Below are 13476 nucleotides of genomic sequence, written 5' to 3' on the forward strand. Positions count from 1 at the left end.
CCGTCGCTAGACTCAGCCGACACCTGTCGCCCTAAGGAGCGCTGTGAGCATCAATTATCCCCCACAGGCGGAGGCCGATCCGGCGCCGCCGACGGCGACCAATCGCCAGACCACCCTGGGCCCGCAGCTGAAGCGGATCCTCCATCCGGGCGAGATGCCATTCGTCGTCACCGGTGCGGTCATCGCGGTGATCGTCTACGTCGCCGCCGCAGTGCTGATCCTGCCGGTGTTGGCGGTCCAGTTCATCAACTTCGTCACCAACACCCCAACGGATCCGGCGCCGCCGCCCTCGCCCTACCCGTGGGACCAGGTGATCAACGACGGCATCGGCTGGGTGGTCGTGCTGCTGATGGTGGCGACGGTGTCGCCGTTCTTGGTGCTCTTCATCCGTGGTGTCTACTACGCGCAGTATCGGGTCAGCGGCGTACGCATGTCGCCGACCCAGTTCCCCGAGGGCTACAAGATGGTGGTCGAGGCGGCCCTGTCGGCTGGCCTGCGCAAGATCCCCGATGCGTACGTGATCCCCGGCCAGGGCGTGGTCAACGCCTTCGCGTCCGGGCACGGTTGGCGGCGGTTCATCGTGCTGCACTCGGACATGTTCGAGGTCGGCGGCGCGGCGCGTGATCCCGAGGCGTTGCGGTTTGTGATCGCGCACGAGGTCGGTCACATCGGCGCCGGGCACGTGTCCTACTGGCGAACCCTGCTGATGCAGATCATGCAGCAGATCCCACTGCTGGGCATGTTCCTGTCCCGCGCGCAGGAGTACACCGCCGACAACTTCGGCTACAAGCTGACCGGTCAGCAGGGCGGCTACGGCGCGATGAAGGTGCTGGCTGCCGGCAAGTACCTCAACGCCAACGTCAACCCCGACGAGCTCGCCGACCGCGCGATCACCGACCGCGCACTGTGGGTGCCGCTGGTCAACGTGCTCGGCAGCCATCCGATCATCACTTGGCGCATCCAGGCGATCCGCGACCGTTCCAAGGGCGGGTCGCTGCTGCTGTGGCCCAAGGGCCCGCTGGCCGGTACGCCGTCGCTGCCGGATGCCTCGAAGCCCACCAAGGACTACCCCTCGCCGCAGGAGGCCAGCGCCTTCATCGAGACCTACCCGCCGACCGGCGAGCCGCAGTTCGGCAAGGTCTTCCCGTCCCCGCTGCCCGGCGCAGAGATCCGTCAGGGCGAGGACTCGACCTATGGCCAGCGGATGCTGCGCCGCGGCTGGCGTACCGCTGAGCTGCCTCCGGGTGGCCAGGGTGGTGGATTCGGCGGTCAGGGCGGATTCGGCCCGGCCGGCCCGCAAGGACCGGGCGGACCCGGCGGCTTTGGCCCGCAGGGGCCGCAGGGTCCGGGTGGCTTTGGCCCCCAGGGGCCGCAGGGACCGGGTGGGTTCGGTCCGCAGGGTCCGCAGAGCCCCGGTGGCCCCGGCGGTTTCGGCCCGCAGGGCGGTCAGCCCGGCGGTGCCGGGATGAGCCCGCAGAGTGCCGGGTTCAGCCAGGACCAGGCCGGTTCCCAGCCGAGCGCCGAATGGCCGTCCTCGGCCCAGAGTGCGTCGTGGCCCGAGCAGACCGGTCCGGTCTTCCAGGGGCAGGGCTTCCAGGGCGAGCAGTCCGGGCAGGGGTTCCAGGCTGAGGGTCAGTCCGACCGCGGCCAGCACTTCCCCGCCGAGCAGGGTTCCTCCGAGCCGGCCTTCGCCGATCAGCCCCGGTCCGATCAGGGTCAGGGCCAGGCGTACCAGGCTGAAAGCGAGGACTGGCGCAACTCGACCCGCTGGCAGGACTGGGACTCCGGTCGTCAGGACTTTGGCCAGCAGGACTCGGGTCGGCAGGCTTCCGGCGAATCCGGCTCGGGTCAGTCCGAGCAGCACAACGAGGGCGACCAGCAGGATCCTCAGCAGGGCGACTCCGGTCCGCAAGGGACTCGCTGGTGATCACCACTGATCGCGGACCGCTCACGGTCGCGCTGGTGCATGCCGGCGCGGCGGTGGTGGCCGCGCTGCGGGGAGCTGGGCACACCGTGCTCGAGCCGGACCCTTCGGCGTACGCGGACACCACGGCCGCCGACGTCCTGGTGATCGGCAACCCGCATCCGGGGCAGCCGATGCCTCGCGGTGAGGACCTCCTCGCGCTCACCTCGCTGCCCTATCGCTGGATCGCTGGCAGTGACGTGTGCCATGTCGTCAGCCTGGGCAGTACGTCGGTGATGGATGGGTACGCCGACGGCTGGCACTGGGATGAGGACTGGGCGCCGCGCCCCAGTTCGGCCGCGTTGCCGGACTGGTTCTTCGAGACCGTCGCGCGGGAGGTGCTGCGGGCCGCGCCCGGGCTGACCGGGGTTGCCCTGCGAGCCGACCGTCCTTGGGCGCAGCCCACCGACGACATGATCGCCGCGGTGCTGGAGGCGGTCCAGCCGCCGCCGGCGCTGCGCGTGATGACGATCGACGATGCGCTGTGGCGACCCCGCCACATCCTTGCCGACCCGCTGCCGAGCAGTGCCGAGGAACCAGCGTGGCCGACGGTGACTCCGGTCCGTCAGGTGCCGCGACCTCGTCGGATCACCCTCTACGGCGCCGGTCCGCTCGGGGTCGCGACAGCTGAGGCAATCATGGCTGCCGGCATCGAACTGGTCTGGGTGGACCTGCGATCGCTGGAGGAGATCGCCGCCGCGCCGCCGCAGGCGCCGGGCGCTCCGGTGCCGGGGCCGATCGCGGCGCCGCATCGGGCCGCGATCTGTGACGTCACCGACGCCGACCAGGTGCTGGAGGCGGCACGCGGATCGGACTGCCTGATCAACGTGACGGTGCTGCGGCACCAGCTTGACGGCGGCATGCAGGTCAACCTGCAGGGCGGGATGAATGTGGTGACCGCCGCGATCGAGCTCGGTCTGCAGCGGATCGTCCACACCGGCCCGACCCGCCTGATCTCGGGGTTCCCGTGGGGTTACAGCGAGGCCACCGGGGTGGGCGATGCGTCGCCGTCACGGCCCGGCGCCGACCCGTATTCGCTGTCGAAGCACCTGGCCGCCGAGTACGTCCGGACCCTGGCGGCCGAACATGGCCTGATGGCGCCGATCCTGGAGTTCTGCCAGTTGGTGCACCCGGATTACGTGGACGTCCAGCCCTCCCCGCTCCAGCAGGCGATCAACCCGTACACGATCTCCTGGCGCGACGCCGGCGAAGCGGTGCTCGCGGCCGCACTGGTGTCCGACCTGCCCGAGCCTGCGCCGGTCATCCAGATCCTGGCTCCGCATCCCGCGGGCCGTTATCTGGGCGATTCGGCCGAGCGGCTGCTGGGCTGGCGGCCGCAGGACCGGTTCCTGCCGGTGGTCTGAGCCGTGCGCGGCGGGCGCCCCTTGGCCCCGCCGCGTCGCGCCCCCTTCCCCGGCCCCAGCCTCGGTAGCGCTCGGGGCCAACCACCGGTCCGGGAAGGCATAGGACAACTCCCGGATCTCCGGTGGAAACGCATGTGGCCCGCGATCCATCAGCGAGACGAACCGGTCCTCGTGTCCGAGACTGACGTACAGCTCCATGCGCTGGACGTACGCGTCACCGATCGCCTTCCAGTTCGAGAAGATCGAATCGCCTTGCGCGAAGTGGTCGAGCATCGGCGTCGGTGCCACCAATGCGGCGATCTGGGTGTACCTTTCACTGGCGCCGCGGCAGCAGGCGTCCCTCAGCCGGGTCGCCGGCGGCGAGCCACACCTCGCCGTCGCGCAACCCCAGGTAGGGCTCGCCGGCGGCTTCGTGGATCTCGGCCACCCGCGCCAGGACCGCCGTCTCGAAATGATCAGGTGAATCGAGGTGGGGTACGACCACCCGGTCGAGCACGCCGAGCCCGTCGAAGCGGGCTTGCGCTCCGTATGCCTCGGTCAACTCCGCGACCGGGTCGCAGATCTCCAGCCCACGCAGGTGCGGGCCCAGCACGCAGGGACCGGCGCTGTATCCGCCGTAACAGAAGGTGTCCCGCGCCAGGTGCTCGACGATCATGGCGTCGGCGCCAGTGACGGCGAGCAGGTGACGCAGCACGAACACGTTGCCGCCGCGCACCCACACCAGCTCGGCGGCGGCCAGGCGGTCCGCCAGCCCGGCGCGGTCAGACAGGTGGTCCCGCAGATCGAGTTCGGACACCTCGTACCCCAGCCCCGCGACCCGGTCGAGTTCCTCTGCTACCCGCTTCGCACGATCCTCGCTCGGGGCGGCGTCAATCGCGTTGGCGATCACCACAGCGGGACCCGGCGGCGGAGCCAACTCCGTCAATGCCTGGGTGTGATCGCCCAGCCGAAAGGAGGACAGGTAGAGGCGCATGCGCCGAGCATGTCAGGCGACGCCGAGGCGGGACGCCGCCGGTTGCCGACGAAAACCGCGCCCCATGTCACGTCGCGCACTGCGTGCAGTCGATTCCCCAGAACCGCCGGAAACGGGCCTCGCTGAGAATCGACTGCACGTCTTGCGCGCGGTTCGCCGCTTCGGACCGCCTCCATTTAGTGGGACTCGGTCAGTTCTGGTCTACTGATGACACCAATGACGGGAGGACATCATGGCAGCGTGGGTCGTGCGGGCAGGCGGGCTCGGCGAGAACGAACACTGGAACATTGAGCACGGGCGCGCCACGATCGGGTGGTCCGAGATCGGTGACCTGAGCGGCTGCCAGAGCCGAGATGACGTCCGGGCCCTCGTCGAAGCGGCGTATCCGGAGGCGTCACTGGGCCGGCAGACCAACCACACCGGCCAGCTTTGGGCCTTCCGCAACTCCATCAAGGTCGGGGATTTGATCGTCCTGCCGCTGAAGACGAAGCCCGGCTACATCCAGTTCGGACGAGCGACTGGGAGTTATGCGTACGACCCGTCCCAGCCCGACAAGTCTCGCCGGCACCACCTGCCGGTGAAGTGGGCAAGCGAACCAATAGCCAAGACGGTGCTGAGTGAAGACCTCGTCTACACGCTCAACGGATCGATGACCGTCTTTCAGGCGACCCGCAACGGCGCAGCCGAGCGTCTGGAAGCCGTCGCAGCTGGCGAGACCGACACCGGCGCGACGCCAGAAGCCAACGCCACGACCACCCAAGCGCCCGCCCCTGACTCATCGCTGGACGTCACGGACCCGGAGACCGCGCCGACCATCGAGGCGATCCGTGATCGGGTACGGACTCACGTCGCCGAGCGGTTCAAGGAGCACCAGCTCACCCACCTCGTCGCTGACATTCTCACGGTGCTCGGCTTCCGATGTGAGGTCTCCCCTCCCGGCCCGGACGGCGGCGTGGACATCGTGGGAGGCATGGGCCCACTCGGACTCGACGCCCCGACCCTCATCGTCGAGGTCAAGTCGGAGCCCTCGGCCATCGACGTGAAGGTCGTCCGCGGCCTGCATTCGGCGATGGTGCAACACAAGGCCGACCAAGCCCTGCTCGTCGCGTGGGGCGGAGTGACCAAGCCAGCCCGCAAGGAATTCCAGCGCGACCGGACCATGCTGCGGGTGTGGGATGCAGAACAACTGCTCGACCAGCTCTTCGCCACCTACGAACGCCTCCCCGCCGCCACCCGAGCGCAGATTCCGCTGCGCCAAGTGTGGGTGCTGGAGGACGACGCCTGACCACCGCACCGGTGGCCGGCCCACTCGATGCCTGGCTGCCGGTGGCCTGAGGTCGACGCCAGCTTCCGTGGTCACCCGGGATCCCGCGCACTACGTGCAGTCGATTCGCAGGAACCCCCGAAAACAAGGCTCCTCAGGAATCGACTGCACGTAGTGCGCGCGGTTGCCCCGCCGCCGCGCGCTGACGCGCTGCCCCTAGGATCGGGGCGTACGCCAACGCCGCCGAAGGGAACCGCCATGGATCTGCGACCACTGGCCCGCACCGGAGTGAAAGTCAGCCCGCTGTGCCTGGGCGCGATGATGTTCGGGCCGATCGGCAACGACAACCGCGCCGACGCGGTCCGGATCATCCACGCCGCATTGGATGCCGGCATCAACTTCATCGACACCGCGGACACGTATTCCAAAGGGGTCTCGGAGGAGATCGTCGGCGAGGCGCTCCAGGGTCGCCGTGACGACGTGGTGCTGGCAACGAAGTTCTATTCGGCGATGGACAAAGACCCCAACCACCGGGGCGGCTCCAGGCGCTGGATCATGCGTGAGGTCGAGGACTCGCTGCGACGTCTGGGCACGGACCACATCGACCTCTACCAGATGCACCGGCCCGATCCGGACACCGACATCGAGGAGACCCTCGGCGCGCTGACCGACCTCGTCCGACAGGGAAAGGTCCGCTACATCGGCACCTCGTCCTTCTCCGGATCGCAGATCGTCGAGGCGCAGTGGGTTTCGAAGGAACGGCGCCTGGAACGGTTCGTGACGGAGCAACCGCCCTACTCCCTGCTGGTCCGCGGCATCGAGACTGACGTGCTGCCCACCCTGCTCCGGCACGGGATGACCAGCCTTGTCTACAGCCCGCTGTCCGGTGGCTGGCTGTCGGGCAAGTGGGGCAAGGACAACCCACCGCAGCCTGCCTCGAAGGGGCGGCCGGCATTCCGCTTCGACATGGCCAACCCGGCCAACCAGCGCAAGCTGGAGATGGTCGATGACCTGTCGGCGCTCGCCGCCGACCTCGGCATCACTCTGACCGAGCTCGCCATCGCCTTTGTGATCCGCCACCCCGGTGTGACCTCGGCGATCATCGGGCCCCGCACGATGGAGCAGCTGGAGACGGTGCTGCCGGCCGTCAACGTCGAGTTGTCCGACGAGACGCTGGATCGGATCGACGAGATCGTCGCGCCGGGCCTGACGGTCAGCCTGGCCGACCACAGCTACGGCGAACAGGAGCTGAAGCCCGAACGCCGGCGGCGCTGAGTCGGCTTTCTGGCACGGTGTCGGGTGGACCGCTACGAAAAGCCCCAGCGGCTGTAGGTCGCAAATCACGCGACCTGCCGCCGCTGGGGACGACTTTTCTGCGGCACTCAGGCCGATTCGGCCGGCCGTCGCCGCGGCTGCATCGCCAGGCCGGCAAAGGCCACGATCACCAGGCCGCTGATCGGGGCGACCAGCAGACCGACCCGGAGTTCGGTGGCGTCGGCGATCGCGCCGACGATCGGCGGAGAGGCCAACATCCCGACCCGCAGCAGCCAGGTCACGATCGTCAGGCCCATGCCGGCCCGCAGCCCGGGCAGGTCGTCGGCCTCCTGCATCGCCAACGGGATGGCCGCCGCGCAGCCGAAGCCAGCCGCCGCAAAGCCGAGGATGGTGCCGGGCACGGTCGGAAACGCCAGCGCCGCCCCCATGCCGATCGTGACGACTGCACCGCCCAGCCACAGCACCGCCCGCTGCCCCATCCGGTCCACCATCGCGTCGCCGACGAACCGTGCCACTGTCTGCACCGCGACCATCGCGATGTAGCCCATCGCGGCGATCTCGTGCGGCGCTTCCAGCGAGTCCGACAGATACAAGGTGGCCCAGGAGTTGCCGGCGTCCTCGACCAGCGCACCCGCCACGGCGATCAGCACCAGCGCGGCCAACATGATCCAAGTACGCCGCGGCACCGCGACCCGGCGCCTCGCGTCCGTCGCGGCCTCCCCCGACTGGACCGGTTCCTCGTCATGGCCGGGCAGCGCAAACCGCAACGCGACGCAGGCGACCACGATCGCCAGCCCGCCGCTGGCCCCCAGGTGAATCGGCAGCGGGATGCGCAGCGCGATCGCGCCGGCCGACATCAGACCGCCGGTGACAGCCCCCACCGACCACACCGCGTGGAAGGAATTGATGATGGAACGCTTCATGTGACGCTGCACCCGCAGCCCGTGCGCGTTCTGCGCCACGTCGGTGATCGCATCGGCACCGCCGGCGACCAGCAACGCCAGGATCAGCGGCAGGTACGCCGGCGCCACCGCCGCCGAGATCACGCCCAGCGAGGACACCACCGTGCCGACCACCGCCACCGGACCGGATCCGAACCGGCGGATCAGCGAAGGCGAGGCCAGCCCTGCCAGGAACGCGCCGGCCGGAAACGCCGCGACCGCGATGCCGAACTGGGTGTTGTCCAGCTCCAGGGCAGCCTTGATCTCAGGCAGCCGCGGCAGCAGGTTCGACAGCAGCAGGCCGTTGGTGAAGAAGAAGGCCGCAACGGCGCCGCGGGCACGGCGTACCGCGGCAGGAGTGGGGGCGTCGGTCACCCGGGCGATCGTAGTCGGCCCGGATCAACCTCGCGGACGCCAGACCTGCACAACTACAGCAACACGTAGCCACGCAGGCGAAACAGACCAGATCACCTGCACAACTACAGCATCACGTAGTTACGCGCCAGATGTAGTTACTGCGCGCGGACCAGCGGGACCCAGCGGCGTACGCCGGGTTCCCACGTCCCGCCCCGGATCAGCCCTGCCGCCGCGCGGCCACGGCGCTGCGCAATCGGGCGATGCTGCGGGTCACCTTGGGAACGTCGGCCTCGTGGAATCGCACCACGACCACGCCCTTGCGGCCCCGGCCCGGACCGAAGATCCGGGTGAAACTGCGGGCGTTGGCCAGCCGGGCATCGAAGTTGTCCGGGTCCGGAGTGAGGACCAGGTCGGTGCCATCCATCTCCACCGCCGCCAGGTTGCCGACGGTCGCCCGCCACCCTCGCGGGCCCTCCATGACGATGTCGGAGGCGTTGATGACGATGTCGCTGCGGCTGACCTGCCGATTCGCCCATCCCTGGAAGGCGAACAACAGCATCAAGAACACCGCGACGGACAGCCCCAACGTGATGCCACTGTCGACGATCTGGAAGATGATCATCCCGACAGCGCCCACAATCCCGACCAGAAAAAACCACATTAGGTTGCGGGCCACGGGGTTGTCGGGGCGTACGCGCATGATCAGCCTTCGTCGGTACGCCCAGCGAGCTTCTCCCGGGTCGACCACAGACCCGCCGAGGGGGTCGAGATGTAGAAGACTTCCTCACCGTCGGGCATGGTGTTCCAGCCATCGGTCATGGTCTCGGGGTTGTAGCGCGCCAGCGCCTCGTCCAGATCCATGTAGCCGTAGCCGACGCCCTCGATCTCTTCCTTGGTGAGGCCCGAGGGGGCGTACGTGATGGTGAACCGATCCTCCGAGGAGCCGTGGATCAGGTGTGCGGTGCCGTGCGGGATGTCCTGCATGTCGGCCTCGGTCTTGTACAGCTCCAGGATGGTGTCCTTGGGGCGGTAGCCGTACTTGCGGACCAGCGCGTCGACCTCGGGCTGCTCACCGAACCGCTCCACGCCGGGCGCAATGATGAGCAGTTCGCCGCCGTCGGCGATCGCCATCCGGGTGCGATAGACGGCCTTGTTGGCCACCCAGGTCGCGTGGAACTCGTCGGCCTGCATGACCGCCACGACCTTCTTGACGGGCTCGTCGAAGACGGTGATGTTCTGGTCACGGCTGGCGCGGGCAGCCGACAGGTAGGTCTCGAGGTCGTCGCCGACGAAGACGCCGGTGTGGCGCAGCTTCTGGTCCTCGTCGTAGTCCATGACGACCTGGAAAAAGACGTCAGGCAGGTGGCTCAGGAAGCGTTCCTGGGCCTCGTTGAAGCACTGGCGTACGGGGGTGAGCAGGTTGGCGAGGTTGTTTTCGATGCCATACATCGCCGAGGCGATGTGGGAGGCGCCGAGCAGCCGCTTGCCGCCCAGTCCGATGAAGTAGTTCTTGTTGTGGTTGGCGAAGCCGAGCACCTCGTGGGGCACGACGTGGCCGATGTTGATGATGAGGTCCCATTCTTCGTCGACCAGCATCGAGTTGAGGTCGATCGGGATGTCCCAGTCGGCGATCCCGCCGGTCTTCTCCTTGAGGAAGTCGCCCTCCAGGGTGCCGACGTTGGTGACGGTGTTCTTCCAGTCGTGGGCGTGGATCTTCTCGTGCGGGATCGACCCGAACATCCACGTGTTTTCCTCGGGCGTGTGCGGCACATGCTGTCCGAGCGTCGGGATCACATGCACGTCGCAGCCCTGCGCATCGAGCAGCTCATAGAAGTGCTCGGTGATGTAGCCGGCGCCGGAGTGCGCGCGGGTGATGTCCGGCGGCAGCAGCAGGACCCGGTTGAACTTGTCGATGTTCATGCGCTGCGCGGCCTCGTCGAGGGTACGCGCGGCGGCCTCCAGGACCTGTGCCCGCTCGAGGAAACGCTGCTCTTCTGCAAACCACACCATGGCGGCAGCCTAGCGCTCAGCGGTCCTGCGTGTCCGCCGGGAAGTGTCGTCCGAGCCACCTCACCAGCTGCTCGGTGTCGACCTCGTGGCCGCCGTCGAAGATGTGGATCTCGGCGCGGTCACCGACACCGAGCTCGTCCCAGAAGCGGCGGCTGCGCTCGAACTCCTCGGCGATCGCCGGCGCCCAGCCGATCGGATCGCGCTGGCCGTGCTGCACCAGGAAGGGCCGCGGGCACACCAGCGAGGCCAGTTCGGTGTCGCCGAAGATCCCCAGCTGGTTCCAGTAGTACGCGTGGTGTTCGGCGCGGCCGAGGAAGCTGCCGAACTTCGGGTCGCCGGCCGGGGCGGCCATCTTCAACAACCGGTCGTTGTAGAAGCCGATGGTCGCGGCCACCGCGAAGCGCGGCTCCAGCGGGGTCCAGTACTGGGTCGCCAGCCCACCCCAGCTGAGCCCGGTCATGGCGATGTTGTCGGGATCCAGTTGCGGATGACGCTTGGCGATCTCATCCAGAAGCACGCGGACCCGGGCCAGTTCGACGCCGACGACGGTGGTGCCGACCATCTGCGCCATCGATTCGGCGTCATTGCGGGGTTCGATCTGGTAGAGATTGCGCGGTGCCAGCACGGCGTACCCGGCCTCGACCAGCCGCTGCCCGACCGCGTGGTACGCGCCCGGCTTGCCCAGCCCGAAGACCCGTTCGGGGGTCGATCCGAGGCCGTGCTGGAAGACGACCAGTTTGGTGGCGCCCTCGGGGACGACGAGGATGCCGTCGGCCTTGAGGTGCTCGTGGACGTCGATCTCCAGCCAAGTGCCGTTCGGCACCTCGGTGGCCACGTCACGGGCCGGGCCGAGCGCCTGGAAGGTGGGCGGGTTGATGAGGCGGCGCCACTCCTCGCGGTTGTCGGCGACTGAGTCGGCGTACGCCTGTGGGCTGCTGGTGTCCCAGTCCCAGGCGTCGCGGACCCGGTCGGCGTGGCCGTCGACCATGATCGAGGCGAAGTAGGTGTGGAGGTCCTTGGCGTAGGCAAGGTTGCGTTCGTCGACGGGGTCGCTCATGGCGCTCATTCCTTCGTTGGCTGCGTCGTTGGGGCTGGATTCAACTTAGCGGTTCTGGTGAGGACTGTCGGGGCGGTAGCGGTAGACCCGGGTCAGGTCGGCGAAGTAGAAGCTCCCATCACCGATCGGGTCGGGAGTGGCGTACGCCCCCTCGGTCAGCACGTTCACCCGGCCGGTGGCGATGGTGATGGTGAAGATCTGCCCGGCGGCGTTCCCGAGCAGGGTGGCGTCGTCGAGCAGGTGCAGTTTCGGGACTCCCCAGGCGCCCGCAGGGCGCGGTTCGCCGAAGAGATCGAGGACCTTGCTGGTCGTCAGCGCGTACGCCTCCGGGGCGTCGGCTTGGCTGGCGGTCACCTCGTGGATCGAGGAGTCGCTGACCAGTGCCCAGACGCGCCCGTCGGGCAGCTCGACGAGTTGGTTGATGCTCTGGGCACCGACGACGGGGGTGATGACGGCGTGGGCGGTGCCGGCCTGAAGGTCGACGACGCACAGCTTGGCGTCCGTGTCGACCGGCTCCGCGCCGAGTTGCACGCTGGAGGTGCCACAGATCAGCGCCGGGCGCGAACCGATGAAGGTGTGAAGGATCGCGGACACCGCATGCTCCGGGACCGGCGTGAGACTGTGGACGACCTCGCCGGCGGCTGGGTTGATCACGCTCACCGCGCCGTTCAGCTTGCCCTTGACGGCCACAGTGCCGATGGCCACGTCGGCACCCGCGCCGGCCACGACCGCGACCCGTTCCTGCCCGAGGTCGGCCAGCCCAGCCACGTGGCGCGGGTTGGTCCCCCACTGCCAGTCGGTCGTCTCGTCCAGCTGCCACAGCCCCGCGTCGAGGTAGGTGCCGAAGTAGAGGTGCTGGCCGGTCCGGTCGTGCAGGGTGCCGACGAACTCGGCCTGCTCGAGGCCGGCGAGCTGGGTGATCGCCAAGCTGTCGGGATCGATCCGGGCCGCCCGCCCCGGCGTCAGGAAGCCCGACACGTAGAGCTGACGGTCGGGCGAAAACCCCATGGCCGCGACCTTGAGGGCACCGCCCCGGGCCTGCGAGTCGAAGCTGCGGAACTCTTCGGTGACCGGATTCCAGTGGCACATCGCACCGGTCAGACCGATGCCGACCAGTGTCGTCCCCGGCCACTGCGGGTCGCCGAGGTCGGCCTGGCCCAGCGCCCGGGCCACCTCCGAGGTGAACGGGCCGGTGGTGGTCCGCTGGGTACGTTCGCCGCTCGCCAGGTCATAGGAGTAGAGGTTGGCGTCGCGGCCCACCAGGTACGCCCGGCCGTCGATCTCGGCCGACGGCGCCAGCGCGCCGACATCGGTCAGGGTTTCGCGCCACTGCCCGGTGGCCGGGTCATAGACGCCATAGGCGTACGCCGGGGAGAAGAACGCAAACACCAGTCCGCCCCGGGCGTACATCTCGTTGACGTACGCCTGCTGCCCCGCGTACGCCGGCGGCAGCGCGATCTCCCGCTTCTCGCGGGTGGCGAGGTCGATCTCGAAGAACCTGGCGTTGGTGCCGGTGCCGACGTAGAGCTTGCCGTCCACCACCGCCATGCTGCGGGCGTACTCCTCCCCTGGTGCGATCGGGCCGAGGTCCTCGAAGCCGCGCTCGGGGTGATAGCTGGCGGCGTGCCCGTTCGGGAAGGTGCCGGTGTAGAGGGTGCCGTCAGGGCCGAAGGCGGCGATCCGGTTGAGGTTGGACTCGCCCGGGACCGGATTGCCGAGCTTCTCGAATCCGCCGGTCGCCGTGTCGTAGCGGAACAGGGCCGCACCCGGGGTGGTGCCGACCACGTACGCCGCGGACTGGTCCGGCGCGACGCCGGTGTAGATGGCGGTGGTCATGCCCGTCAGTTCGTGACTGGAGATCAGAGCGCCGTCACGGGCGTCGACGACGCTGAGGATGGCCGGCTCACCGAAGGTCGGGACGTAGAGGACGGGCGTGCCGTCGGGCAGCAGGCCGGATGAGGTGCCGCGGATGTTGCGCTCGACGATCGGGGCGCCGACGGCGTCGATGGCGGCGCTGGCCACTGCGCGGCGCTGACTCGCGGACACGGTTCCTCCAGCATCGTCGTCGGGTTGCACCGAGTATCACCACCCCAGCAACCCAATGCAACGATCTAATGCGAATAACCATTATTAGGTCACGATCGGGCTACAAACCTGCTGCAATGGCGCTTTTGGGTATTGACCAGGCGGTCATGCGCATGATCTATTGACGCCAATCGCGGCGCAGCAGCCGCGGCCGACATCAGCGTTGATCAAGAAACGGAGTGGGTGG

The 13476-nt window shown here is 68.5% G+C and carries 10 protein-coding genes; 4 read left to right on the top strand and 6 right to left on the bottom strand.

Annotated elements, in window-relative coordinates; genetic code table 11:
• Nucleotides 1-43: 43 nt before the first annotated feature.
• Both CGZ91_RS02385 and CGZ91_RS02390 read left to right on the top strand, forming a co-directional pair.
• Nucleotides 44-1927 carry a M48 family metallopeptidase gene (locus CGZ91_RS02385; protein WP_094452345.1) on the top strand — a complete coding sequence of 628 codons (1884 nt, stop codon included), beginning with the start codon at nucleotides 44-46 and terminating at the stop codon, nucleotides 1925-1927.
• Entirely contained in the window at nucleotides 1924-3327 is a 1404-nt protein-coding gene (locus CGZ91_RS02390) for an NAD-dependent epimerase/dehydratase family protein (protein ID WP_094452346.1), read from the top strand. Before CGZ91_RS02385 ends, CGZ91_RS02390 begins: the two co-directional genes overlap by 4 nt.
• 313 nt (nucleotides 3328-3640) lie before the next feature.
• On the opposite strand, the gene CGZ91_RS02395 is transcribed toward CGZ91_RS02390, so the two are convergent.
• Nucleotides 3641-4300, bottom strand: coding sequence for a Type 1 glutamine amidotransferase-like domain-containing protein (locus tag CGZ91_RS02395; protein ID WP_094452347.1), 660 nt, complete (start codon nucleotides 4298-4300; stop codon nucleotides 3641-3643).
• Nucleotides 4301-4532: 232 nt separating this feature from the next.
• Here CGZ91_RS02395 and CGZ91_RS02400 point away from each other — a divergent pair, with 232 nt between their 5' ends.
• Entirely contained in the window at nucleotides 4533-5585 is a 1053-nt protein-coding gene (locus tag CGZ91_RS02400) for a restriction endonuclease (protein ID WP_094452348.1), read from the top strand.
• A gap of 237 nt (nucleotides 5586-5822) precedes the next feature.
• Nucleotides 5823-6839, top strand: a complete 1017-nt coding sequence (locus CGZ91_RS02405) for an aldo/keto reductase (protein ID WP_094452349.1) — start codon at nucleotides 5823-5825, stop codon at nucleotides 6837-6839.
• A 107-nt stretch (nucleotides 6840-6946) separates the two neighbouring features.
• Here the strand turns inward: CGZ91_RS02405 and CGZ91_RS02410 are convergent, their stop codons facing one another.
• From CGZ91_RS02410 to CGZ91_RS02430, 5 genes are all read right to left on the bottom strand, one after another.
• Complete coding sequence (locus tag CGZ91_RS02410) at nucleotides 6947-8155, bottom strand: MFS transporter (RefSeq protein WP_229116367.1); 1209 nt, start codon at nucleotides 8153-8155, stop codon at nucleotides 6947-6949.
• A gap of 199 nt (nucleotides 8156-8354) precedes the next feature.
• Nucleotides 8355-8837 carry a hypothetical protein gene (locus tag CGZ91_RS02415; RefSeq protein ID WP_144008465.1) on the bottom strand — a complete coding sequence of 161 codons (483 nt, stop codon included), beginning with the start codon at nucleotides 8835-8837 and terminating at the stop codon, nucleotides 8355-8357.
• Between the two features lie 2 nt (nucleotides 8838-8839).
• Nucleotides 8840-10147, bottom strand: coding sequence for a lactate racemase domain-containing protein (locus CGZ91_RS02420; RefSeq protein WP_094452351.1), 1308 nt, complete (start codon nucleotides 10145-10147; stop codon nucleotides 8840-8842).
• 16 nt (nucleotides 10148-10163) lie between these two features.
• The gene (locus CGZ91_RS02425; RefSeq protein WP_094452352.1) at nucleotides 10164-11204 is read right to left on the bottom strand and encodes a dienelactone hydrolase family protein; all 1041 of its coding nucleotides are present in this window, start codon (nucleotides 11202-11204) and stop codon (nucleotides 10164-10166) included.
• A 45-nt stretch (nucleotides 11205-11249) separates the two neighbouring features.
• Nucleotides 11250-13250 (bottom strand): ligand-binding sensor domain-containing protein, encoded by a 2001-nt coding sequence (locus CGZ91_RS02430; protein WP_144276749.1) that lies wholly within the window; start codon nucleotides 13248-13250, stop codon nucleotides 11250-11252.
• Nucleotides 13251-13476 lie beyond the last annotated feature (226 nt).

Source organism: Parenemella sanctibonifatiensis, assembly GCF_002250565.1.
GTDB classification, from domain to species: Bacteria; Actinomycetota; Actinomycetes; order Propionibacteriales; family Propionibacteriaceae; genus Parenemella; species Parenemella sanctibonifatiensis.